The 25,094-nt window shown below is 55.4% G+C and carries 20 protein-coding genes; 15 read left to right on the top strand and 5 right to left on the bottom strand.

All coding sequences use genetic code 11. The features are described 5' to 3' along the window. Positions 1-23: 23 nt before the first annotated feature. The 4 genes from leuD to leuA are packed head-to-tail and all read right to left on the bottom strand — an operon-like array spanning position 24 to position 4,710. Positions 24-626, bottom strand: a complete 603-nt coding sequence (gene leuD / locus KGP21_RS04925; RefSeq protein WP_024483541.1) for a 3-isopropylmalate dehydratase small subunit — start codon at positions 624-626, stop codon at positions 24-26. 11 nt (positions 627-637) lie between these two features. After that, positions 638-2,038 carry a 3-isopropylmalate dehydratase large subunit gene (gene leuC, locus KGP21_RS04930; protein WP_024527182.1) on the bottom strand — a complete coding sequence of 467 codons (1,401 nt, stop codon included), beginning with the start codon at positions 2,036-2,038 and terminating at the stop codon, positions 638-640. A gap of 3 nt (positions 2,039-2,041) precedes the next feature. Further along, positions 2,042-3,133 carry a 3-isopropylmalate dehydrogenase gene (leuB, locus tag KGP21_RS04935; RefSeq protein WP_024483539.1) on the bottom strand — a complete coding sequence of 364 codons (1,092 nt, stop codon included), beginning with the start codon at positions 3,131-3,133 and terminating at the stop codon, positions 2,042-2,044. Between the two features lie 2 nt (positions 3,134-3,135). After that, positions 3,136-4,710: a 2-isopropylmalate synthase gene (leuA, locus tag KGP21_RS04940; RefSeq protein WP_059199732.1), complete on the bottom strand. Its 1,575-nt coding sequence runs from the start codon at positions 4,708-4,710 to the stop codon at positions 3,136-3,138. A gap of 918 nt (positions 4,711-5,628) precedes the next feature. On the opposite strand from leuA, the gene leuO reads away from it, so the two are divergent. From leuO to cra, 5 genes are all read left to right on the top strand, one after another. Continuing rightward, positions 5,629-6,576, top strand: coding sequence for a transcriptional regulator LeuO (gene leuO, locus KGP21_RS04945; protein WP_059199733.1), 948 nt, complete (start codon positions 5,629-5,631; stop codon positions 6,574-6,576). A gap of 455 nt (positions 6,577-7,031) precedes the next feature. Further along, on the top strand, positions 7,032-8,837 hold the full coding sequence (locus tag KGP21_RS04950; RefSeq protein ID WP_209528862.1) for a long-chain fatty acid--CoA ligase: 1,806 nt from the start codon (positions 7,032-7,034) through the stop codon (positions 8,835-8,837). A 318-nt stretch (positions 8,838-9,155) separates the two neighbouring features. Further along, positions 9,156-10,874, top strand: a complete 1,719-nt coding sequence (gene ilvI, locus KGP21_RS04955) for an acetolactate synthase 3 large subunit (RefSeq protein WP_039995484.1) — start codon at positions 9,156-9,158, stop codon at positions 10,872-10,874. Further along, positions 10,874-11,368, top strand: coding sequence for an acetolactate synthase small subunit (gene ilvN / locus KGP21_RS04960; protein WP_021179312.1), 495 nt, complete (start codon positions 10,874-10,876; stop codon positions 11,366-11,368). Before ilvI ends, ilvN begins: the two co-directional genes overlap by 1 nt. A 281-nt stretch (positions 11,369-11,649) precedes the next feature. After that, the gene (cra, locus tag KGP21_RS04965) at positions 11,650-12,654 is read left to right on the top strand and encodes a catabolite repressor/activator (RefSeq protein ID WP_021179314.1); all 1,005 of its coding nucleotides are present in this window, start codon (positions 11,650-11,652) and stop codon (positions 12,652-12,654) included. A gap of 25 nt (positions 12,655-12,679) precedes the next feature. Here the strand turns inward: cra and KGP21_RS04970 are convergent, their stop codons facing one another. Then, positions 12,680-13,120, bottom strand: coding sequence for an L-alanine exporter AlaE (locus KGP21_RS04970; RefSeq protein ID WP_021179315.1), 441 nt, complete (start codon positions 13,118-13,120; stop codon positions 12,680-12,682). A gap of 895 nt (positions 13,121-14,015) precedes the next feature. Between KGP21_RS04970 and mraZ the strand changes: the two genes are divergently transcribed. Genes mraZ through murG form a run of 10 tightly spaced genes read left to right on the top strand, consistent with a single transcriptional unit; the run spans position 14,016 to position 25,041 of the window. Then, complete coding sequence (mraZ, locus tag KGP21_RS04975) at positions 14,016-14,474, top strand: division/cell wall cluster transcriptional repressor MraZ (RefSeq protein ID WP_025120486.1); 459 nt, start codon at positions 14,016-14,018, stop codon at positions 14,472-14,474. Positions 14,475-14,476: 2 nt separating this feature from the next. Further along, entirely contained in the window at positions 14,477-15,418 is a 942-nt protein-coding gene (gene rsmH / locus KGP21_RS04980) for a 16S rRNA (cytosine(1402)-N(4))-methyltransferase RsmH (RefSeq protein WP_021179317.1), read from the top strand. Beyond that, positions 15,415-15,735, top strand: coding sequence for a cell division protein FtsL (ftsL, locus tag KGP21_RS04985; RefSeq protein ID WP_021179318.1), 321 nt, complete (start codon positions 15,415-15,417; stop codon positions 15,733-15,735). Before rsmH ends, ftsL begins: the two co-directional genes overlap by 4 nt. 42 nt (positions 15,736-15,777) lie before the next feature. Continuing rightward, the gene (locus KGP21_RS04990; RefSeq protein ID WP_059199735.1) at positions 15,778-17,544 is read left to right on the top strand and encodes a peptidoglycan glycosyltransferase FtsI; all 1,767 of its coding nucleotides are present in this window, start codon (positions 15,778-15,780) and stop codon (positions 17,542-17,544) included. After that, a complete protein-coding gene (gene murE / locus KGP21_RS04995) occupies positions 17,531-19,018 on the top strand; it encodes a UDP-N-acetylmuramoyl-L-alanyl-D-glutamate--2,6-diaminopimelate ligase (RefSeq protein WP_021179320.1) in 1,488 nt (495 codons plus the stop codon). The genes KGP21_RS04990 and murE overlap by 14 nt, the downstream gene beginning before the upstream one ends. Continuing rightward, positions 19,015-20,376, top strand: a complete 1,362-nt coding sequence (gene murF / locus KGP21_RS05000; RefSeq protein ID WP_223537424.1) for a UDP-N-acetylmuramoyl-tripeptide--D-alanyl-D-alanine ligase — start codon at positions 19,015-19,017, stop codon at positions 20,374-20,376. The genes murE and murF overlap by 4 nt, the downstream gene beginning before the upstream one ends. After that, positions 20,370-21,452 (top strand): phospho-N-acetylmuramoyl-pentapeptide-transferase, encoded by a 1,083-nt coding sequence (mraY, locus tag KGP21_RS05005; RefSeq protein WP_021179322.1) that lies wholly within the window; start codon positions 20,370-20,372, stop codon positions 21,450-21,452. The genes murF and mraY overlap by 7 nt, the downstream gene beginning before the upstream one ends. 2 nt (positions 21,453-21,454) lie before the next feature. Then, complete coding sequence (gene murD / locus KGP21_RS05010; protein ID WP_094982151.1) at positions 21,455-22,774, top strand: UDP-N-acetylmuramoyl-L-alanine--D-glutamate ligase; 1,320 nt, start codon at positions 21,455-21,457, stop codon at positions 22,772-22,774. Then, a complete protein-coding gene (ftsW, locus tag KGP21_RS05015; RefSeq protein WP_021179324.1) occupies positions 22,771-23,973 on the top strand; it encodes a cell division protein FtsW in 1,203 nt (400 codons plus the stop codon). The genes murD and ftsW overlap by 4 nt, the downstream gene beginning before the upstream one ends. A gap of 3 nt (positions 23,974-23,976) precedes the next feature. Continuing rightward, entirely contained in the window at positions 23,977-25,041 is a 1,065-nt protein-coding gene (gene murG / locus KGP21_RS05020; protein WP_059199739.1) for an undecaprenyldiphospho-muramoylpentapeptide beta-N-acetylglucosaminyltransferase, read from the top strand. Positions 25,042-25,094: the final 53 nt, after the last annotated feature.

Raw genomic sequence — 25,094 nt, forward strand, 5'->3', positions numbered from 1 at the left:
CGGGCGGCAGGTGAGGCTGAGGTTTAGTTCAGAAACGCCGGTTGCTGCGCCTCGTAGCGGGAAATCTCCGCTTCATGCTGCAACGTCAGGCCAATGCTGTCCAAACCGTTAATCATGCAGTGGCGGCGGAAGCTGTCGATCTCAAACGGGTAGCTTTTGCCCCCGGCATTCACCGTCTGGTTTTCCAGATCGACCACAAACTCCGTGCCTTCGTGCTCTGCCACTAACTTAAACAGCGTATCCACATCCTGCTCGCTCAGCGTGACCGGCAGCAGCTGGTTGTTGAACGAGTTGCCGTAGAAGATATCCGCAAAGCTTGGTGCAATCACCACCTTGAAGCCGTAATCGGTCAGTGCCCATGGTGCGTGCTCACGGGATGAGCCACAGCCAAAGTTTTCCCGGGCTAACAAGATGCTGGCCCCTTTATAGCGCGGAAGGTTCAGCACAAACTCAGGATTTGGCTGCTGACCCGCATCGTCCAGGAAGCGCCAGTCGTTGAACAGGTGCTGGCCAAAACCGGTGCGGGTGACTTTCTGCAGAAACTGCTTCGGGATAATGGCGTCGGTATCGACGTTGGCCGCGTCCAGAGGCACCACTAAGCCGGTATGTTGAGTAAATTTAGCCACGCTGGTGCTCCTTAATGCAATTCACGGATGTCGGCAAAATGGCCGGTAACGGCAGCAGCGGCAGCCATTGCCGGGCTGACCAGATGGGTACGCCCACCGCGGCCCTGACGCCCTTCGAAGTTACGGTTGCTGGTTGAGGCACAGCGTTCGCCTGGGTTCAGACGGTCGTTGTTCATTGCCAGGCACATGGAGCAGCCTGGCAGACGCCATTCGAAACCAGCCTCTATAAAGATCTTGTCCAGACCTTCCTCTTCCGCCTGCGCTTTGACCGGGCCGGAGCCAGGCACCACAATTGCCTGCACGCCTGCGGCCACTTTACGGCCTTTGGCAATGGCAGCTGCGGCACGCAGATCTTCGATGCGTGAATTGGTGCAAGAGCCGATAAACACTTTGTCGATTGCGACGTCAGTCAGTTTGATGCCGGGTTTCAGATCCATATAGGCCAACGCTTTTTCAGCTGAGGCACGTTCCACCGGATCGCTAAAGGAATCAGGGGTTGGGATCGCCTGATCGACCGCGATAACCTGCCCAGGGTTGGTGCCCCAGGTTACCTGTGGTGCGATATCTTCTGCGCGCAGGGTGATGGTGGTATCGAATTTGGCTTCGGCGTCGGACTTCATGGTGCGCCAGTAGGCCACAGCCTGCTCCCAGTTTTCCCCGGTAGGAGCGAACTGGCGGCCTTTCAGGTAATTGAAGGTGGTGTCGTCTGGCGCAACCAGGCCCGCTTTGGCGCCCATCTCAATTGCCATGTTGCACAGCGTCATGCGACCTTCCATGCTCAACGCTTCGATAGCTTTGCCACAGAATTCAACGACGTGACCAGTACCGCCAGCGCTGCCGGTTTTGCCGATCACGGCCAGCACGATATCTTTGGCGGTGATACCTTCTGCGGCATCGCCGGTGACTTCAATCTTCATCGTCTTGGCGCGGCCCTGCTTCAGGGTTTGGGTTGCCAGCACGTGTTCCACTTCCGAAGTACCGATACCGAACGCCAGCGAGCCAAAGGCACCGTGCGTGGCGGTATGGGAGTCGCCACAGACGATGGTCATGCCCGGCAGCGTCATGCCTTGCTCAGGGCCGATAACGTGGACAATGCCCTGGAAGGGATGGTTCAGGTCATACAGTGAGACGCCGAACTCTGCGCAGTTCTTGATCAGCTCTTGCATCTGAATGCGGGCCATCTCGCCACTGGCGTTGATGTCTTTGGTCTGGGTCGACACGTTGTGATCCATGGTGGCAAAGGTCTTGCCCGGCTGACGCACTTTGCGCCCCATGGCACGCAGACCGTCGAAGGCCTGCGGTGAGGTCACTTCATGCACCAGATGTCGATCGATATACAGCAGCGGCGTCTCGTTTGGCGCTTCATGCACCACGTGGGCATCGTATAATTTCTGATATAAGGTCTTGGCCATGATTTACGCCCCCTCAGCCACGAAGCGGGCAATGATATCGCCCATTTCATTGGTGCCGATGGCTTTGCCAGCACCGGCCAGATCGGCGGTACGGTAGCCCTGTTCCAACGCCTGATTAATGGCGCGCTCGATCGCATCTGCAGCTTCATCGGCACCCAGGCTGTAACGCAGCAGCAGGGTGGCAGACAGAATTTGCGCGATCGGATTGGCAATGTTTTTGCCCGCGATGTCAGGTGCAGAACCACCGGCTGGTTCGTACAGGCCAAAGCCCTGTTCGTTCAAGCTGGCGGAAGGCAGCATGCCCATCGAGCCGGTGATCATGGCGCATTCGTCCGACAGGATGTCGCCGAACAGGTTGGAGCACAGCAGCACGTCGAACTGGGACGGATCTTTGATTAACTGCATGGTGGCGTTGTCGATATACATGTGCGACAGCGACACATCTGGGTAATCCTTGGCGACCTGAGTCACGACTTCACGCCACAGGATGGAGCTTTGCAACACGTTGGCTTTATCAATCGAGGTGACGATGTTGCGGCGCTTGCGGGCGGACTCGAAGGCGATACGGGCGATGCGTTCGATCTCAAAGCGGTGGTAGACCTCGGTATCAAAGGCGCGCTCATGCATGCCCTGGCCTTCACGGCCTTTGGGTTGGCCGAAGTAGATGCCGCCGGTTAACTCACGTACGCACAGAATGTCGAAGCCACGCGCGGCAATATCGGCACGCAGTGGGCAGAAATCTTCCAGACCTTGGTACAGGCGGGCAGGGCGCAGGTTGCTGAACAGTTTGAAGTGCTTACGCAGCGGCAGCAGCGCACCGCGCTCCGGCTGCTCTGCCGGTGGCAGGTGTTCCCATTTAGGGCCGCCCACCGAACCGAACAGGATGGCATCGGCCTGCTCGCAGCCGGCAACGGTCGCTGCGGGTAATGGGGTACTGTGGCGATCGATGGCAATGCCACCGACGTCATATTCACTGGTAGTGATGCGGATACCAAAGCGTTGGCGCACTGCATCCAACACTTTGTGGGCCTGGGCCATTACTTCCGGGCCGATCCCGTCTCCGGGCAAGACGGCAATGTGGTAAGTCTTAGTCATGTTCACACCGTTTCCTGATTATTTTGATGTTTGGTTTGCTGCAAGCGCTGCTTTTCTTTTTCTACTTGCTGAGAGCGCCAGATATTATTCAATACGTGGAGCATCGCCTTGGCAGAAGATTCCACAATATCGGTTGCCAGGCCCACGCCATGGAAGCGGCGGCCATTGTAAGACACCACGATATCGACCTGGCCCAGCGCGTCGCGCCCCTGGCCTTTGGCGGTCAGTTGGTATTTCACCAGCTCAATCGGGTAGTCGGTAATGCGGTTGATGGCTTGGTAAACCGCATCGACCGGGCCGTTGCCCGTAGCGGCTTCGGACTTCTCTTCGTCGCCACATTTCAGTTTGACCGAGGCGGTAGCCATAATGCTGCTGCCGGACTGTACGCTGAAGTATTCCAGGCTGAAATGCTCTGGCTCTTCCTGCTGCTTGTTGATAAATGCCAGGGCTTCCAGATCGTAGTCGAACACCTGGCCTTTCTTGTCGGCCAGTTTCAGGAAAGCTGCGTACAGCACGTCCAGATTGTAATCCTGCTCCTTGTAGCCCATCTCTTCCATGCGGTGTTTTACCGCCGCGCGGCCGGAACGAGAGGTCAGGTTCAACTGGACATCTTTCAGACCGATGGTCTGCGGGGTCATGATTTCGTAGTTCTCGCGGTTTTTCAGCACGCCGTCCTGATGGATACCGGAGGAGTGGGCGAAGGCGTTGGAACCGACGATGGCCTTGTTGGCTGGAATGGGCATATTGCACAGTTGGCTGACCAACTGGCTGGTACGGTAGATTTCCTGATGATTGATATTGGTATGCACCTGCATAAAGTCCTGGCGCACCTTGATGGCCATGATCACTTCTTCCAGTGAACAGTTACCGGCACGTTCGCCGATGCCGTTCAAGGTGCCTTCTACCTGGCGGGCACCGGCCTGGACGGCAGCGATAGAGTTACCCACGGCCATGCCCAAATCGTCGTGGCAGTGGACGGAGATAATCGCCTTATCAATATTTGGCACGCGGTCGTACAGCGTAGTGATGATGCCGCCGAACTGGTTTGGCGTGGTATAGCCAACGGTATCAGGGATATTAATGGTAGTGGCACCGGCGTTGATGGCGGCTTCTACCACGCGGCACAGGTTATCAATCGGGGTTCGGCCAGCGTCTTCACAGGAGAACTCTACGTCATCGGTATAGTTACGGGCGCGTTTCACGGAGCGCACCGCCATTTCCAGCACCTGGTCGAAAGAGCGCTTCAGTTTGGATTCGATATGCAGGGTGGAGGTGGCCAGGAAGACGTGAATACGGAAGGCCTCGGCCACGCGTAATGCTTCGGCAGCGACGTCAATGTCGTTATCAACACAGCGTGCCAGACCACAAACGCGGCTGTTTTTGATCTGGCGGGCAATGGTTTGTACCGACTCGAAGTCCCCAGGGGAGGAGACTGGGAAGCCGACTTCCATTACATCGACACCCATTCTTTCCAGCGCCATGGCGATCTGGATTTTTTCTTTAACGCTCAGGCTCGCCTGCAGCGCCTGTTCACCATCACGCAATGTGGTATCGAAAATAATGACTTGTTGGCTCATCGTGTTGTTCCTTGTCGTGTTTGTTTCACGCTAAGCGGGTAAAAAAAAACCCGCGCAGTAGCGCGGGTTTTGCAGATGATGGGCTGAATCAGCTTTGAACCCCGTCCACCAGCATACCGCGCACATAAGATGCGTTTAGTAGTAGGCCTAGTAGACGGTGGGTACGGATCATGGCGGTCAGCTTCTCTAAAATTGTTTCGTTGCCTAATTTGATACTTTATTGGCCGGGGCATGTCAACACCTGATTAAATCAGGGGTATTGAAAAGCGTGGCACCCGCGGGGATGGTGCTAGTTGGAAACTCGGTAAAACCCTCCTGGGCCAGCGCTAAATCCGCAGGTGATCGGGAGTTTATTAGCATAAATGGTTTGAAAGTGGCACTGTCGCATTGATTAACAACACTACTAGGTTAAAATTTTTCGTTGGCGCAAAAAACCAGCAAACGTGGTTTGATGGGATGCTGATGTTGCGGGCTTGATATTCATGGTGTCAATTTTTCGTTGTTGATCTATTCGTAATTCGTATTCTTAACGCTGAACTGAGCGGCTACAATCAATTAAGTGATGCTAAAGAGACCTATTTTGCTACGGCATGATTGTCCATTAACGCATTTTATGGTCTGATCCAGAGGTTGAGGGTACCAAACAGGTATCCATAACTCAGGTGTTTTGCCTGCCAATTTTGTTTGTATGCCATCGGCGAGTTGCGAACCGATGTGCCAAGGCTACCTAACGACGAACAATGCCTAATATGCACCGCTGTGACATATTTTTATAGGATGATGCCCGATTGCTATCTGACAAGTGTAGTCAAAAGGGATAACTAATTTCGCTGTGTGGGAATAACGTAGCGTGCCTTTTCCCGTTATTCCCCTGCGCGCTAGCGAGATTATCTACATGGGACTTAGTGGAGTTTGGATATGTCCGAATATAATTCAGGAACTGTCTTGAGGAAAGAAAACGGTGATATTCATTTGCGCAGTGTGGATCTTAATTTACTCACTGTTTTTGATGCAGTTATGCAGATGCAGAATATTACCAAGGCGGCAAATTCCTTAGGGATGTCGCAGCCGGCGGTCAGCAATGCCGTGTCGCGTTTGAAGATCATGTTCAACGACGAGCTGTTTGTCCGCTTCGGCCGTGGCATTCAGCCTACCATGCGCGCCCGCCAACTTTTTGGCCCGGTACGCCAGGCACTGCAGCTGGTACAAAATGAACTGCCAGGCGCTGGCTTTGATGCCCTGAGCAGCGAACGCCTCTTTGTGCTTTCTATCTGCAGCCCGCTAGATATTCGTCTGACAGCCAAAATAATCAACAACGTCAAGAGCATGGCTCCCAACGTGCAGATACAGACCAAGTCTTACATGAGCACTAACATTGAGCATCAGTTACGCTATCAGGAGACCGAGTTTGTTATTGGCTATAGCCGCCTTGAACATCCCGAGTTCCAGGATATTGCCTTATTCGATGATGAATTGACCCTGGTTGCCGCACAGTCTCACCCGCGCCTGGTGGGTACCATTAGCCAGAAACAGATGCTGGCGGAGCAGCATGCCGTCATCGCATTAGAGCGTTTTTGTTCCTTTAGCAAACCCTACTATCTTGACGAAACCCTACAACGCAATGTCACCCAGCAATGTACCGACCTGTTCAGCGTATTGAATCTGGTCGCCATGACCGAGATGGTGGCAATCGCTCCTCGTTGGTTTGCCCAGCAGCACGCACAAGCCTTGCAGCTAAAATTAATTCCGCTGCCTTGGGAGAGAAAAACCGCCACCTGTTATCTTTCCTGGCATGAGTCCGCCGAGCGTGATGAAGGCCATCAGTGGATGAAGTCCGTTCTTAGCCAAGCGGGTGTATTGCGCTAATTAGTGATTTATTGGCCCAGCGCGCTTTCGAGTGCGTCGGGTTGATAATGGATAGCGCAAAACAATAATTAAGAATAGGCTCAAGAGAAACTAAGATTATTCCGTGTAATGACTCCGTAGGAAATATCATTTACCCGAGGGTTAATTAATTTGAGTGACTGAAACGCTATTCTGCCCCAAGCGATACTGCCACTATTTTAACCTGTCACTTCTCCCTTCTTGTCGTCGATCCCACTTTGTCTGTTGGGTGTAAACCTTTCGCACTCCCTTTTGTCCAAGATCAAGAGAAATGAGTACAAGCGCGTTTTGGCTCACACTTCTACGCTGAAATCTCTTTTCCCACAGCCGGAGACTAGGTAGACTGCGCAAAAAAAGTAAACACGTGTAAGCTGAGATGTGAGAGCTTCCGCTCCGGTCGCGGTTAACTGGTTGATAAATTTCAGGCATAGAGCGCTATGACCAATACCTTGCAGCATTACCATCAGGTTGAACGTATACAGCATCAAATTGCTAACCGTGCAGAACATACGGCTTTCCGTCAGTGGTCCCCTCAGGGAGAAACACGGTTGACCTGGGCGCAGGTTGGGGCGCATATGCAACATATTGGCTGCGCCTTGCTGGCACTGGGCGTTGAGGTACAGGAACGTATCGCGATTTTTGCCAACAACAGCATGGCCTGGTCGTTGGCCGATTTGGCGATCCTCGAACTGCGGGCGGTCAGCGTGCCGCTTTATGCCACCAACACCCCGGCTCAGGCGGCATTTATCATTAACGATGCCGATATCCGCATTCTGTTTGTCGGCGAGCAAGCACAGCTGGATGCCGCGATTGCGCTGCGTGGCGTATGCCCGCAACTGACCCACATTATTGTCTTTGATGCTTCAGCCGATTTGCGCGGCTGTGAGATTGCCCAACACCTTCATCATTTCGAACGTCTTGCGGATATCGAGCGTTTCGATGCCCTGCGTCAGCAAAGAATTGCCGAGCGCGATTTGAAGGATTTGTTCACCCTTATCTACACCTCAGGCACCACCGGGGAGCCGAAAGGCGTGATGCTTGACTACCGCAATATGGCCGCACAGCTGCAGCTGCATGACGATCGCCTGACGGTGACGGCGGATGACGTTTCCCTCAGCTTCCTGCCACTGTCACACGTGTTTGAACGTGCCTGGAGCTTCTTTATCATGCATTCGGGCGCGCAGAACGTTTATCTGCCCAATACCGACTGGGTGCGGGAAGCGATGGCCGATGTCAAACCGACCCTGATGTGCGCAGTGCCACGCTTTTATGAAAAAATCTTCAGTGCGGTGCATGAAAAGGTTGCTCGTGCGCCCTGGTTGCGGCGTGCCTTATTCCACTGGGCCATCGTCTGTGGTGAACGCAAGTTCCTTCAGGAAAGGGCAGGGAAACCGTTAGGCAAGCTGTTCGACCTCTCTCACCGCTGGGCTGACAAGCTGGTGTTAAGCAAGCTACGGGGGATCCTGGGGGGGCGGGTGCGCTTCTTGCCAGCGGCCGGTGCCAAGCTTGATGACAACGTCATTCTGTTCTTCCAGGCGATGGGCATTAACATCAAATACGGCTATGGCATGACGGAAACCTGTGCCACGGTCTCCTGCTGGGAAGAAAACAACTTCCGCTTTGGTTCGATCGGCAAGCCACTGCCCGGCGTGGAAGTGCGCATTGGCGATGAAAATGAAATTCAGGTGCGTGGGCCAATAGTGATGCGCGGCTATTTCAATAAACCGCTGGAGACGGCCGATAGCTTTACCGCTGACGGCTGGCTGAAAACCGGCGATGCCGGCATGATCGACGATGGCGGCAACCTGTTTATTACCGAGCGGCTGAAGGATCTGATGAAGACCTCCGGCGGCAAATACATTGCGCCACAGATGCTGGAAGGTACCCTGGCGCAGGACCGCTTTATTGAACAGGTCGCGATCGTTGCCGATGCACGCAAATTTGTCTCGGCGTTGATCGTTCCGAGCTTCGAGTCGTTGGAAGAGTATGCCAAATCGGTCAATCTGAAATATCAGGATCGGCTCGAGCTGCTGCGCAACAGCCATATCATCGAAATGTTCGAAAAGCGTCTGCGGGAGATGCAAAAAGAGTTGGCCCTGTTTGAACAGGTGAAGAAATTTACCCTACTGCCGGCGGCCTTCTCGATGGAGTTGGGGGAGCTGACCCCGACGCTGAAGCTGCGTCGCAAGGTGATCCTACAGCGTTACCAGCATGAAATTGAGTCCATGTATCAGGAAAAATGATGATAGGGAGCGCAGGTGGACGAAAAATCCGCAGTCTCCCTTGCCTGATATAGTTCTGTAATTACCTCAACCCTCAAAACAATGCCTAGCTGAATAACCACTCAGCTAGTGCATAGTTTTGCCAAGCCGCGCATCTCCAGCCTGATGGCAATACCCTTGCCCACGATAAGCCATTTTGCTGTTTGCCTGCCCCATATTCTGACGCTATGTTAAGAGTCCAAAACGTCCATAAGATTTTTGGGGCCATGCCCCAGACAGGACAGGCGCTACGTTCCGGCGTCAGACAAGAACAAGCTATGTAAGCCTGGAGGCAAACCCATGGAAATATTGTCAGGAGCCGAGATGGTCGTCCGATCGCTGATCGATCAGGGCGTTAAGCATGTATTCGGCTATCCGGGCGGGGCGGTACTCGATATCTATGATGCCCTGCACACGGTGGGGGGCATCGATCATATTCTGGTGCGCCACGAGCAAGGGGCGGTGCATATGGCCGATGGCTATGCACGAGCGACTGGTGAAGTGGGCGTAGTGCTGGTCACTTCCGGCCCTGGGGCCACCAACGCCATTACCGGCATCGCCACCGCCTATATGGATTCCATCCCGATGGTGGTGCTATCTGGCCAGGTGCCGAGCTCGCTGATTGGCTACGATGCCTTCCAGGAGTGCGACATGGTGGGCATCTCCCGCCCGGTGGTAAAACACAGCTTCCTGGTCAAGCGTACCGAAGACATACCTTCCGTGCTGAAAAAGGCGTTTTACCTGGCTTCTACCGGCCGCCCTGGCCCTGTGGTGGTCGATCTGCCGAAGGATATCGTTGGCCCGGCGGTAAGAATGCCTTACGCGTATCCGCAGGACGTCAGCATGCGTTCCTACAACCCGACGGTGCAAGGCCACCGCGGGCAAATCAAACGCGCCCTACAGACCATTCTGGCGGCAAAAAAGCCGATCATGTACGTGGGCGGCGGTGCCATCAATTCGGAGTGCCATGAAGAGTTGCTGCAACTGGCGGAAAAGCTGAACCTGCCGGTCACCTGTACGCTGATGGGGTTGGGGGCGTTCCCAGGGACTCACCGCCAAAGCGTCGGTATGCTGGGCATGCACGGCACCTATGAAGCCAACAAGACCATGCATCATTCCGACGTGATTTTTGCCGTTGGGGTGCGCTTTGACGATCGCACTACCAACAACCTGGCCAAATACTGCCCGGATGCCACGGTGCTGCATATCGATATCGACCCGACCTCCATTTCCAAAACGGTGGATGCCGATATTCCTATCGTTGGCGATGCCAAACAGGTGCTGACGCAGATGCTGGAACTGCTGGCGCATGAAGACAAAGCGCAGGATTTCGATGCGCTGCGTGACTGGTGGCAGTCCATTGAGCAGTGGCGCGCGCGCGATTGCCTGGGCTACAACAAAGACAGTGGCACCATCAAACCTCAGGCGGTGATCGAAACGCTGCACCGCCTGACCAAGGGCGATGCCTATGTCACCTCCGACGTTGGCCAGCACCAGATGTTTGCCGCACTCTATTATCCGTTCGATAAACCGCGCCGTTGGATCAACTCTGGTGGCCTGGGCACTATGGGCTTTGGCTTACCAGCCGCCCTTGGGGTGAAACTGGCACTGCCAGACGAAACGGTAGTGTGCGTCACCGGTGACGGCAGCATTCAGATGAATATCCAGGAGCTGTCCACGGCTCTGCAGTACAATCTGCCGGTGGTGGTGGTCAACCTCAATAACCGCTACCTGGGTATGGTGAAGCAGTGGCAGGACATGATCTATTCTGGCCGCCATTCGCAGTCCTATATGGATTCCTTGCCGGACTTCGTCAAGCTGGCAGAAGCCTATGGCCATGTCGGCATCGCCATTCGTACCCCGGATGAGCTGGAAAGCAAGCTGGCGCAGGCGCTGGCTGAAAAAGAACGTCTGGTGTTTGTCGATGTGACCGTCGACGAGACTGAACATGTTTATCCAATGCAGATCCGCGGTGGAAGCATGGACGAAATGTGGCTAAGCAAAACGGAGAGAACCTGATGAAGCGCCGTATCTTATCGGTATTACTGGAAAACGAATCCGGTGCGTTGTCGCGCGTCGTCGGGCTGTTCTCTCAGCGTGGCTACAACATCGAAAGCCTGACGGTTGCTCCTACCGATGATCCAACCTTGTCGCGCATGACGATCCAGACGGTGGGTGATGAAAAGGTACTGGAGCAGATAGAGAAGCAGTTGCATAAGTTGGTTGACGTTTTACGCGTCAGTGAGCTGGTGCAAGGGGCTCACGTTGAGCGTGAAATCATGCTGGTGAAGCTGCAGGCTAGCGGCTACGGTCGTGAAGAGGTGAAACGCAGCACGGATATCTTCCGTGGCCAGATTGTGGATGTCACCTCGTCGCTTTACACCGTGCAGTTGGCGGGGACCAGCGACAAGCTGGACGCCTTCCTCAACGCCGTACGTGAAGTGGCGGAAATCGTCGAAGTGGCCCGCTCGGGGATTGTTGGCGTGTCGCGCGGCGACAAGATTATGCGCTGATAGCGGGTTTTCTGCACTGTATCCGGGGCGTGGCAGGTTTGCTGCGCCCTTTCTTTTTAATTTTTTGCCCATTTGCTGGCACCTTTGGGCGAAAGCGGTTGCTCGGCCGTGTTTTCTGCTGTTAGATCGCCATTACGGGTTGAATAACCATAGTGACTATCATGGTTACTCATTACCCTTCCGCTTTCGGTTCGCTGCATGCTTAGCCGTACATTGAAAGCGTGGGGTAAACAACGCCACAGGATCCATTGTCATTTTGAGAGTCATTTAAAGGGGTTAACGTGAAACTGGATGAAATCGCGCGTCTCGCAGGCGTTTCGCGCACTACGGCCAGTTATGTCATCAACGGCAAGGCGAAGCAGTATCGTGTCAGCGATAAAACCGTCGAAAAAGTGATGGCCGTGGTCAGGGAGCACAATTATCACCCGAATGCCGTAGCGGCAGGGCTGCGTGCAGGCCGCACTCGTTCTATCGGCCTGGTGATCCCGGATCTGGAAAATACCAGCTATACCCGCATCGCCAACTACCTGGAACGCCAGGCGCGTCAGCGCGGTTATCAACTGTTGATCGCCTGCTCGGAAGATCAGCCGGATAATGAAATGCGCTGCATTGAGCACCTGCTGCAACGCCAGGTCGATGCGATCATCGTCTCCACGGCGTTACCGCCGGAGCATCCTTTCTATCAACGCTGGGCTAACGATCCTTTCCCGATTATTGCATTGGATCGCGCTCTGGATCGTGAACACTTTATCAGCGTGGTGGGGGCCGATCAGGAAGACGCCTTTGCCCTGGCGCAGGAGTTACGCACTTTCCCCGCCAAGTCGGTGTTGTATCTGGGGGCTTTGCCTGAGCTTTCGGTCAGCTTCTTGCGTGAGCAGGGGTTCCGTCAGGCCTGGCAGGATGATGAGCGGCAGGTGGATTATCTGTATGCCAACAGCTATGAACGTGAAGCAGCTGGCGTACTGTTCGCTGAATGGTTGAAAACCCATCCGATGCCACAGGCGTTGTTTACCACCTCATTCTCGCTGTTGCAGGGCGTGATGGACGTAACGCTGAAACAGCGTGGGCGTTTACCGGCGGATCTGGCAATTGCCACCTTTGGTGACCATGAGCTATTGGATTTCCTGGAGTGCCCGGTGCTTGCCGTGGCCCAGCGGCACCGTGATGTTGCCGAGCGGGTGCTGGAACTGGTGCTTGCCAGCCTGGATGAACCGCGTAAACCCAAACCGGGTATGACGCGCATTCGCCGTAACCTGTTCCGCCGCGGTAGCCTGAGCCGCAAGTAATCTTCAAGGGGCCGTCATTCGGCCCCTAAACGTAACCCACCACGCGAAACAGCCTGCGGCAATATTCCAGAAAATAGCCGTACACCACGCCCATCGCCATTGAGATCACCGCATTACTGGTCACAGCGGCCAGGATCTGCTGGCCGTCTGCACCCACGCTCCACAGAATGGCAGCGTAAACCGGCGATTGAAAACTGACGTAAGCCAACAGATCGGCCAGGTTCCGCAACAAAAATTGCCCGCGGGGGCTGCGGCGTGCGGTGGCGATAAAGAAATCGCGGTAGCGGCCATAGGGCCAGGCGATCAGGATATTGACGGGGATCGACACCACCCGGGAGGAGAGCGATTGGCTAAAGCTCATGCCCGAAATCAATATTTCAATCGCCATCCCGACGATAAAACAGTACACCACCAGCGCAAAAGTATCGGCGGCAGCGCTGCGCCATGGTGAAACGGCTCTAGACATGACACGATCCCTGAATTTATCGGTTAATATGTTGGTTGTTAATGTTAATTAGGTGTTATTAACTGACCTTTCTGCTATTTAGTAGTCTACTTGACTGTATTAATTGTTATAAGTGGCTTAAAATTTTTATTTTTAACATTTGGGTGATTTTTATCCTGACAACAGGGGGGAAAGTGCGTAAAGCAGGAATTTAAAATTGCAGTTGTAGAAATTATCATTATTAACAGTGCGTTATGATTATGTGGCGACGGTGAGATGACGGCTTTGCGGCTGATTTAGCGATAGGCTTACTAAATTTACGTATATTCCTAAAGTCGCAAAAAAATCCAGGTGAATTGTAAATAGGTGTTTTGAGAATAATCTTACCATTTTGATTTGAATCATAATTAGCGGCTTGGGTCAGTGCTTCGCCATTTATTTTATCTTTGGGTTGTTCTTTGACGGAATAATTGAAGTAAAATAGCGCGCCGTTGGCAGCGAAATACTCACTGAGTGTTATTAAGTCAAGGGTTTATGGCATTTCCCTGCTGGCAGGCGGCTTGAGGCCAAGCCTTGACCGATGCGGGGTGCGGTGGGGGGGGCCCCGCCGAGAGCGATGTTGAAAAGTGAGACCTGGATTGCAGAAGGACATAATGAGTTATTTAATCGTCAATTTGTGTTTATTTTAATCACACTCTTTCCGCTTAGAAAATTCTCCTCTTTAATCATGATGTTAATTTATATTCATGCAATAAATAGCGTTCCTTTCGTGAGCCAGCCTCCAAAATATGCCTATAAATATTGCCAAACCGCTCTTGCTCTGGCTTGACAAGGTTTTCATACCCTCCGTAAACTCCCTTATGTGGGAATTTGTGGTGTAAAGTGGTGAAAAGGGTCACGAGGGGGTAGCTCAGGTATGTTTCGTGGGGCAACGCTGGTCAACCTCGACAGTAAAGGACGGCTCGCCGTACCAACCCGTTATCGGGATTTACTGAATGAGGAATCGCAAGGCCAAATGGTTTGCACCATTGACCTCCATCAGCCCTGCCTGCTGCTTTATCCATTACCTCAATGGGAAATCATCGAGCAAAAGTTGTCCCGTCTGTCGAGCATGAATCCTGCCGAGCGCCGCGTCCAGCGCTTGCTGTTGGGCCATGCCAGCGAGTGTCAGATGGATAATGCCGGCCGGTTGCTGTTAGCCAATACGCTACGCCAACATGCCGGGCTTACTAAAGAAGTGATGCTGGTCGGGCAGTTCAACAAGTTTGAACTGTGGGATGAACAGACCTGGTATCAACAAGTCAAGGATGATATTGACGCGGAACAATCCACTCAGGAACCGTTGTCTGAGCGGCTACAGGACTTGTCACTATAAGCATGCTGGAAAATTATAAACATACGACCGTATTGCTGGATGAGGCCGTGAAGGGTCTCAATATTCGCAGTAACGGCATCTACATCGACGGTACTTTTGGTCGCGGTGGTCATTCTCGTCTGATCTTGTCCCAACTGGGGCCGGAAGGGCGCTTGTTGGCTATCGATCGCGATCCGCAGGCAATTGCCGCAGCTCAATCTATTGCAGACCCACGTTTTACTATCATCCACGGCCCGTTTTCCGATTTGGCTGACTATGTGCAGCAACGGGAACTGGTGGGCAAGATCGACGGCGTATTGCTCGACTTGGGCGTTTCTTCCCCTCAGTTGGATGACGCAGAACGCGGATTTTCCTTTATGCGTGACGGCCCGCTGGATATGCGTATGGACCCTTCAAGCGGCCAATCCGCCGCCGAATGGTTGATGAAAGCGGAAGCCGACGATATTGCCTGGGTGCTGAAAACCTTCGGTGAAGAGCGCTTCGCCAAACGCATCGCCCGCGCCATCGTAGAAAGAAACCGCGTAGAGCCGATGACCCGTACCAAGGAACTGGCCGAGCTGATCGCTCATGCCAGCCCGTTCCGTGATAAGCATAAACACCCGGCAACCCGCAGTTTCCAGGCGATCCGTATCTACATCAACAGCGAGCTGGAAGAGATCGAGCGTGCGCTGGACGGTGCATTAGCCGTGTTGGCACCAGAAGGCCGCCTGTCGATCATCAGCTTCCATTCGTTGGAAGACCGTATCGTCAAAAGCTTTATGCGCCACCACAGCCGTGGTGCCCAGGTTCCGGCAGGAATTCCGCTAACCGAAGCGCAGTTGCGTGAAATGGGCGGCCGTACGCTGAAAGCCTTGGGCAAAATGAAGCCAGGTGATGTTGAAGTGGCGGAAAACCCACGGGCGCGCAGTTCCGTACTGCGTATTGCCGAGAGGATGCCTGCGTGATTGGTAATGAGCGCCACGGTTTAGTTGGCGTCATCGGGGGCGATCTGCTGCGTAACGCCAAGATCCCGCTGATTTTGATGATTGCCGCGCTGGTTTCCGCCGTGTTTGTGGTGACCACCGCGCACCGTACCCGCCTGCTGACCGCCGAGCGCGAACAGTTGGTGCTGGAGAGAGATGCGCTGGATATCGAATGGCGCAACCTGATCCTGGAAGAGAATGCCCTTGGCGATCACAGTCGCGTAGAGCGTATCGCCACTGAAAAACTGCAGATGCAACACGTTGATCCATCGCAGGAAATTATCATTGTCAAGCCATGAGTGGTTTAGCCGAAGTCACGATACGGAGCAAATAGCTAACGCATGAAAGCAGTACGTCCCGGTAAGAAGTTGAAACGCCAGGAAGATCAGGCCAGCTTTGTCAGCTGGCGTTTTGCGTTGCTGTGCGGCTGTATTCTGTTGGCGCTGGTTGGGCTGATGCTGCGTGTGGCTTATTTGCAGGTGATCAATCCGGATCGGTTGGTGAAAGAAGGCGACATGCGTTCGTTACGCGTGCAGTCGGTTCCCACCGCTCGCGGCATGATTAGCGACCGCTATGGCCGACCGCTGGCGGTGAGCGTGCCGGTGAATGCCGTGTGGGCCGATCCGAAAGAGTTGAACGAACGCGGGGGTATTACGCTGGATTCGCGCTGGAAAGCGCTGTCCGACGCGTTGCAAATTCCGCTCGATCAGCTCTCCAATCGTATCAATGCCAATCCGAAGGGGCGTTTTGTCTATCTGGCCCGGCAGGTTAACCCGGCGATTGGTGATTACATCCACAAGCTGAAATTGCCTGGCATCTACCTGCGCCAGGAATCGCGCCGCTACTACCCGTCTGGCCAGGTTACTTCTCATATCATCGGCGTGACCAACATTGACGGCGAAGGGATCGAAGGAGTCGAAAAGAGCTTTGATCGCTGGCTGACCGGCCAACCGGGAGAAAGAACAGTACGTAAAGACCGCTATGGCCGAGTGATCGAGGACATCTCCTCGGTAGACAGCCAGGCGGCGCACAATCTGGCGTTGAGCATCGATGAACGCCTGCAGGCGCTGGTTTACCGTGAATTGAATAACGCCGTCGCCTTCAACAAGGCGGAGTCTGGTACCGCAGTGCTGGTGGACGTGAACACCGGCGAAGTATTGGCGATGGCCAACAGCCCATCGTACAACCCGAACAATATGGCCGATACGCCGAAAGACACCATGCGTAACCGTGCCATTACCGATATTTTTGAACCTGGTTCTACCGTGAAACCGATGGTGGTAATGACGGCGTTGCAGCGCGGCGTAGTGAAAGAAAATAGCGTGCTCAATACCATTCCTTACCGCATTAACGGCCATGAAATCAAAGATGTGGCGCGTTATTCGGAACTGACCATGACCGGGATCTTGCAGAAGTCGAGTAACGTCGGTGTTTCAAAGCTGGCGTTAGCGATGCCGTCCTCAGCGTTAGTAGATACTTACTCACGTTTTGGGCTGGGAAAAGCGACCAATTTGGGGCTGGTCGGAGAAAGCAGTGGCTTATACCCAAAAAAACAACGGTGGTCTGACATAGAGAGGGCCACCTTCTCTTTCGGCTACGGGCTAATGGTAACCCCGTTACAGTTAGCGCGAGTCTATGCCACGATCGGCAGCCTGGGCGTTTATCGCCCATTGTCGATCACCAAGGTTGATCCTCCGGTTGCCGGTGAACGCGTCTTCCCTGAGGCTACCGTGCGTACGGTAGTGCACATGATGGAAAGCGTCGCCTTGCCGGGCGGTGGTGGGGTGAAAGCCGCCATCAAGGGTTATCGTATTGCCATTAAAACCGGTACCGCCAAAAAGGTCGGGCCGGATGGGAAATACGTCAACCGATATATCGCTTATACCGCGGGGGTGGCGCCAGCTAGCCAGCCTCGTTTTGCTCTGGTGGTGGTCATCAACGACCCACAGGGTGGGAAATACTACGGTGGTGCGATTTCCGCGCCGGTGTTTGGTGCCATCATGGGGGGCGCGCTGCGGATCATGAACGTTCAGCCAGATGCGTTGCCCACCGGTGACAAAAGCGAATTAGTGATTAATAACAAAGAGGGTTCAGGTGGCCGATCGTAATTTGCGCGATTTACTCGCTCCGTGGGTGCCAACGGCACCCGAGCGCGCGCTGCGGGAAATGATATTAGACAGCCGTATTGCGGCTGCCGGGGATCTGTTTGTCGCCGTAGTTGGCCATCAAACGGATGGACGCCGCTATATTCCGCAAGCCATCGCCCAAGGGGTTGCCGCCGTTATCGCCGAAGCGGAAGGCGAAGCTGAAGACGGTAAAATTTGCGAAATGCACGGCGTGCCGGTGATTTACCTGAGCCAACTTGGCCAGCGCCTGTCGGCGTTAGCCGGGCGTTTCTATCATCAGCCTGCCGAACGTCTGCGCTTGATTGGCGTGACGGGGACCAACGGTAAAACTACCACCACCCAACTGTTAGCCCAGTGGAGCCAACTGTTGGGCGAAACTGCCGCCGTGATGGGCACCGTGGGCAACGGTTTGTTAGGTCAGGTTTGCCCAACGGAAAATACCACCGGTTCTGCGGTCGATGTGCAGCACGTGCTTAACGATCTGGCGCAGCAAGGGGCCACCTTGGCCGCGATGGAAGTCTCCTCTCATGGCCTGGTGCAACACCGCGTGGCGGCTTTACCCTTTGCCGCAGCCGTATTCACCAACCTGAGCCGCGATCACCTAGATTATCACGGCGATATGGCCAGCTACGAAGCGGCTAAATGGTCACTGTTTGCGGGCCACGACGTTGGTCAGGCGATCATTAATGCCGACGATGAAGTCGGGCAGCGTTGGCTGGCGAAATTGCCAGACGCGGTGGCCGTCACCATGCAGGACAATTTGCAGCCTGGCTGTCATGGCCGCTGGCTGAAAACCACCGCGGTGGACTATCACGATAACGGTGCCACCATCCACTTCAGCTCAAGCTGGGGCAACGGCGAGATCGAAAGCCGCCTGATGGGGGCCTTCAACGTCAGTAACCTGATCCTGGCATTGGCAACGCTGCTGTCACTCGGTTACCCGTTTGAGAAACTGGTTAACACGGCCAATCAGCTGCAGCCGGTCTGTGGCCGGATGGAAGTCTTCAATGCGCCAGGCAAGCCGACGGTGGTGGTGGATTATGCCCACACTCCGGATGCGCTGGAAAAAGCGCTGGAAGCCGCTCGCCTGCATTGCCAAGGGCAACTGTGGTGCGTGTTTGGCTGCGGTGGCGACCGTGATAGAGGTAAGCGCCCACTTATGGGGGGCATTGCCGAACAGTTTGCCGACCGGGTGGTGATAACGGATGACAATCCGCGCACCGAAGAACCGCAGGCCATCATCAAGGATATTCTGGCCGGGCTGCTGGATGCCGGGCATGTACAGGTGATCCACGGGCGCGCTGAAGCCGTGACCAGCGCCATCATGCAAGCCAAAGAGCAGGATGTGGTACTGGTGGCGGGTAAAGGTCACGAGGATTACCAACTGGTGGGTAACCGTCGTCTGGATTACTCCGATCGTACCACCGTCGCACGTTTGCTGGGGGTGCTGGCATGATCCCGGTCTCGCTTCAGACGCTGGCGGCGGTATTGGATGCCGAGCTGATCGGCACCGACTGCATCATTACCGAAGTGACGAGGGATACTCGTCAGGTCACTGCAGGTTGCCTGTTTGTGGCCCTGAAAGGCGAGCGTTTCGATGCTCACGACTTTGCCGCCGATGCTGTCGCCGCTGGCGCAGGCGCTTTGCTGGTAAGTAAGCGCTTATTGGTGGAGGCTCCGCAACTGGTGGTGAAAGATACCAGTCTGGCACTGGGGCAGTTTGCCGCCTGGGTACGTCAGCAGGTGCCAGCCAAAGTGGTGGCGCTGACCGGTTCATCGGGCAAGACCTCGGTGAAAGAGATGACCGCGGCCATTTTACGTGAATGTGGCGAAGTGCTGCATACCGCCGGGAATTACAATAACGAGATCGGCGTGCCGCTAACGTTGCTGCGTTTAGAGCCGCAGCATGATTTTGCGGTGGTCGAGCTGGGTGCCAACCATATCGGTGAGATTGCCTATACCACCGCCTTGGCGCAACCGCAGAGCGCGCTGGTGAATAATCTGGCCGCTGCCCATCTGGAAGGTTTTGGTTCACTGGCAGGCGTTGCGCAGGCCAAGGGCGAAATCTTTGCCGGTTTGCCGGCGGATGGCGTGGCGATCCTCAACGTCGATAGCAACGACTGGCCGCATTGGCAGGCGCAGTTACAGGGCAAGACAGTCTGGCGTTTCTCTCCCCAGGCTGCGGAATCTGTGGATTTCTTTGCCAGCGATATCCAGGTGAAAGGGAGCGTGACTCACTTCACCCTGCACAGCCCGTTCGGCACGGTGGCGATTGAGTTGCCATTGCCGGGCCGCCATAACGTGGCGAATGCGTTGGCGGCAGCAGCACTGGCGATGTCGGTTGGCGCTACGCTGGCCGCCGTGAGTGCAGGCTTGCAACAGCTTCAGGCGGTGCCTGGGCGCTTGTTCCCGATCGCCTTGGCGCAAGGCAAGCTGTTGCTCGATGACAGCTACAACGCCAACGTCGGCTCCATGACGGCAGCGGCGCAGGTACTGGCAGAAATGCCGGGTTATCGCGTGATGGTCGTTGGCGATATGGCCGAGTTGGGCGCAGAGGCCGAAGAGTGTCATCGCCAGGTGGGGGAAGCTGCCCGTCTGGCCGGTATTGATAAAGTCATCAGCGTGGGTGGGCTGAGCCAGGTATTGAGCTCTGCCGCCGGTAACGGTGAACATTATCAGGATAAAACAGCAGTGACCGCGCGCGTAGCGGAACTACTCTCAGCACATGCGGTAATTACCGTGTTAATCAAAGGTTCACGTAGTGCCGCAATGGAGCAGGTAGTACGCGCGTTACAGGAGAAAGCACCATGTTAGTTTGGCTGGCCGAACATTTGGTCAAATATTACTCAGGCTTCAACGTCTTTTCCTATCTGACGTTCCGGGCCATTGTCAGCCTGCTGACCGCGCTGTTCCTTTCCCTGTGGATGGGGCCGAAGGTGATCAAACGCCTGCAGGAAATGTCCTTTGGTCAGGTAGTGCGTAACGACGGGCCAGAATCGCACTTTAGCAAGCGCGGCACGCCGACCATGGGCGGCATCATGATCCTGACCTCCATCACTATTTCTGTGCTGATGTGGGCCTATCCGTCCAACCCTTACGTGTGGTGCGTGCTGTTCGTGCTGGTGGGTTATGGCATCGTCGGCTTTGTTGATGACTATCGCAAAGTGGTGCGCAAAGATACTCGGGGGTTGATTGCCCGCTGGAAATATTTCTGGCAGTCGGTGATTGCCCTGGTCGTGGCCTTTGCCATGTATGCCGTAGGAAAAGACACGCCAGCCACCGAGCTGGTTGTGCCGTTCTTTAAGGACATCATGCCGCAGTTGGGCTTGCTGTACGTGGCGTTGGCCTACTTCGTGATTGTCGGCACCAGCAACGCGGTCAACCTGACCGATGGGCTGGATGGCCTGGCGATCATGCCAACCGTGTTTGTAGCGGCGGGCTTTGCGCTGGTGGCCTGGGCGACCGGTAACATGAACTTCGCCAACTACCTGCATATTCCGTATCTGCGTCATGCCGGTGAGTTGGTCATCGTCTGCACCGCGATCGTCGGGGCAGGTTTAGGTTTCTTGTGGTTTAACACCTACCCGGCTCAGGTGTTTATGGGTGACGTGGGTTCACTGGCACTGGGCGGCGCGTTGGGTACCATCGCCGTGCTGCTGCGCCAGGAGTTTTTGTTGCTGATCATGGGCGGCGTGTTCGTGGTTGAAACGCTGTCGGTGATCCTGCAGGTGGGATCGTTCAAGCTGCGCGGGCAACGTATTTTCCGCATGGCGCCGATCCACCATCACTATGAATTGAAAGGCTGGCCAGAACCACGGGTGATCGTGCGCTTCTGGATTATTTCGCTGATGCTGGTGCTGATTGGCCTGGCGACGCTGAAGGTGCGCTGATTATGGTGGATTATCAGGGTAAAAAAGTGGTCATCATCGGGTTGGGCCTTACCGGCCTTTCCTGCGTTGATTTCTTTATGATCCGTGGCGTGACGCCGCGGGTTATGGATACCCGTATTTCGCCACCGGGCCTGGATCAACTGCCCGAGAGCGTTGAACGTCATCTGGGTTCTCTGAACCAGGAATGGTTGTTGTCTGCGGATTTGATTGTGGCTAGCCCAGGCATGGCATTAGCGACTCCGGCTTTGAGCGCTGCCGCCGATGCCGGGGTTGAGATCGTCGGTGACGTTGAGCTGTTCTGCCGTGAAGCCCAGGCGCCAATTGTGGCGATCACCGGTTCCAACGGCAAGAGCACCGTCACCACGCTGGTGGGCGAAATGGCCAAGGCCGCCGGTTGGGCCGTGGGCGTTGGGGGCAATATCGGCCTGCCAGCGCTGAGCCTGCTGCGTCAGGAGTGCCAACTGTACGTGCTGGAGCTGTCGAGCTTCCAATTGGAAACCACTCACAGCCTGCATGCCGCAGCGGCAACCATTTTGAACGTGACCGAAGATCATATGGATCGCTATCCATTTGGCCTGCAGCAATACCGTGCCGCCAAATTGCGCGTCTATGAAAATGCCCAAGTCTGTGTAGTGAATGCGGACGACGCGCTGACCATGCCGGTGCGCGGTGCTGATGAGCGCTGTGTCAGCTTTGGTGCCGACGTAGGGGACTACCACCTCAACCGCCAGCAGGGCGAAATCTGGCTGCGGGTGAATGGTGAGAAAGTCCTCAATACCAGCGAGATGAAGCTCACCGGTCGCCATAACTTTACCAATGCGTTGGCGGCCCTGGCCCTGGCCGATGCCGTCAAGCTGCCGCGTGCGTCCAGCCTGAAAGCGCTGACGACCTTTACCGGCCTGGAGCACCGTTTCCAACTGGTGTGGGAACACAATGGCGTGCGCTGGATTAACGATTCCAAAGCCACCAACGTCGGCAGCACCGAGGCGGCGCTGAACGGCCTGCAGGTTAAGGGCACGCTGCATCTGCTGTTGGGCGGTGATGGCAAGTCTGCGGACTTCTCGCCGCTGGCGCGCTATCTGCAAGGTGACAACGTGCGCTTGTACTGCTTTGGCCGCGATGGCGCACAGCTGGCACAGTTGCGTCCGGAAGTCGCCACGCAGACAGAAACGATGGAGCAGGCGATGCAAGCCATTGCCCGCCAGGTGACATCAGGCGATATGGTGCTGTTGTCACCGGCCTGTGCCAGCCTGGATCAGTTCCGTAATTTTGAAGTGCGTGGCAACGAGTTTGCCCGTCTGGCACAGGAGCTGGGCGGATGAGACTACGGGTGCCGACGTTCGGCCTGACCAACAAGCTGAAAGACTGGGTGATGGGATCGCGTGAAAGCGATACGAGCAGCATGGTGCTGTATGACCGTACCCTGCTGTGGCTGACCTTTGGCCTGGCGATTGTTGGTTTTGTGATGGTGACGTCGGCCTCGATGCCTATCGGCCAGCGCCTGGCAGAGGATCCGTTCCTGTTTGCCAAGCGTGATGCACTTTACCTTGGCCTGGCGTTCGGCCTGTCGTTGGTAACACTGCGTATCCCGATGGCCGTTTGGCAGCGTTATAGCAACGTCATGCTGCTGTTATCGATAGTCTTGTTGCTGGTGGTGCTGGTGGTTGGTAGCTCGGTAAACGGGGCTTCACGCTGGATTTCACTGGGTCCGTTGCGTATCCAGCCCGCTGAATTATCCAAGTTGTCGCTGTTTTGCTACCTGGCGAGCTATCTGGTGCGCAAGGTAGAGGAAGTCCGCAGCAACTTTTGGGGCTTCTGTAAGCCAATGGGTGTGATGGTGGTGCTGGCGGTGCTGCTGCTGGCCCAGCCGGATTTGGGGACGGTGGTGGTGCTGTTTATCACCACGCTGGCGATGCTGTTCCTGGCCGGGGCGAAGATGTGGCAGTTCCTGGCGATCATCGGATCGGGCGTGTTTGCCGTGGGGCTGCTGATTATCGCGGAACCTTACCGTATGCGCCGTGTGACTTCGTTCTGGAACCCATGGGCCGATCCGTTTGGCAGTGGTTACCAGCTAACCCAGTCGCTGATGGCGTTTGGCCGCGGCGAGTTCTGGGGGCAAGGGCTGGGCAACTCGGTACAGAAGCTCGAGTATTTACCCGAGGCGCACACTGACTTTATCTTCTCCATTTTGGGCGAAGAACTGGGCTATATCGGTGTGGTTTTGGCCCTGTTAATGGTATTCTTCGTCGCTTTTCGCGCCATGTCGATCGGCCGCAGGGCGTTGGAGATAGACCAGCGATTTTCCGGTTTTCTGGCATGTTCGATCGGTGTCTGGTTCAGTTTCCAGGCATTGGTGAACGTCGGTGCGGCAGCGGGGATGTTGCCAACCAAAGGCTTGACCTTGCCACTGATAAGTTACGGCGGCTCGAGCCTGATCATTATGTCGACGGCGATCGTGCTGTTGCTGCGAATTGATTATGAAACGCGCCTGACCAAAGCGCAGGCGTTTGTGAAGAGGTAGCGGATGAGCGGTAAAGCTAAGCGTTTAATGGTGATGGCAGGCGGTACCGGCGGGCACGTGTTTCCGGGGCTGGCGGTCGCGCATCATCTGATGGCGCAGGGCTGGCAGGTTCGCTGGCTCGGCACCGCAGACCGAATGGAAGCCGATCTGGTGCCAAAGCACGGGATCGAGATTGATTTTATCCGCATCTCCGGGCTGCGTGGCAAAGGCCTAAAGGCTCAGTTGACCGCACCGGTGCGTATCTGGCAGGCGGTGCGCCAGGCGAAAGCGATCATGCGTAGTTATCAGCCGGACGTGGTGCTGGGGATGGGCGGTTACGTTTCCGGCCCTGGCGGTTTGGCTGCCTGGCAGTGTGGTATCCCGGTAGTGCTGCATGAGCAGAACGGCATTGCGGGCCTGACTAACCGCTGGCTCTCAAGGATTGCCAAGAAAGTGTTACAGGCGTTCCCAGGGGCGTTTCCGAATGCGGACGTCGTGGGTAACCCGGTACGTACCGATGTGTTGGCGCTGCCGTTACCTGCCGAGCGTCTGAACGGGCGTGAAGGGCCAATCCGTGTGCTGATTATCGGCGGTAGCCAAGGTGCGCGCGTGCTGAATCAGACAGTTCCTGAAGTCGCCGCGCTGCTGGGCGATAGAATAGTCCTCTGGCATCAGGTAGGTAAGGGCGCATTGCCAACGGTACTGCAGGACTACGAGAGGGTAGGGCAGACCGGGCACAAGGTGACCGAGTTTATTGATGATATGGCAGAGGCCTACGCCTGGGCGGATGTGGTGGTGTGCCGTTCTGGCGCGCTGACCGTCAGCGAAGTGGCGGCGGCGGGATTACCGGCCATTTTTGTGCCGTTCCAGCACAAAGATCGTCAGCAATACTGGAACGCGCGCCCTCTGGAAGAGGCCGGTGCGGCCAAAATTATCGAACAACCGCAGTTTACTGCCGATGTCGTGGCGGAACTGCTGGCAAGCTGGGATCGCCCAACGCTGTTGAAGATGGCCGAAAAGGCCCGCGCGGTAGCGATCCCGGATGCAACAGAACGCGTGGCGGCAGAAATTATTCGTGCAGCCCTGTAAGGCCGTCGGGGTTACCCCTGTTGAGCTAAATCGAACCTGATAGATAGAGAAGT

Origin of the sequence: Serratia sp. JSRIV004 (genome assembly GCF_019968705.1) — a bacterium.
GTDB classification, from domain to species: Bacteria; Pseudomonadota; Gammaproteobacteria; order Enterobacterales; family Enterobacteriaceae; genus Chania; species Chania fonticola_B.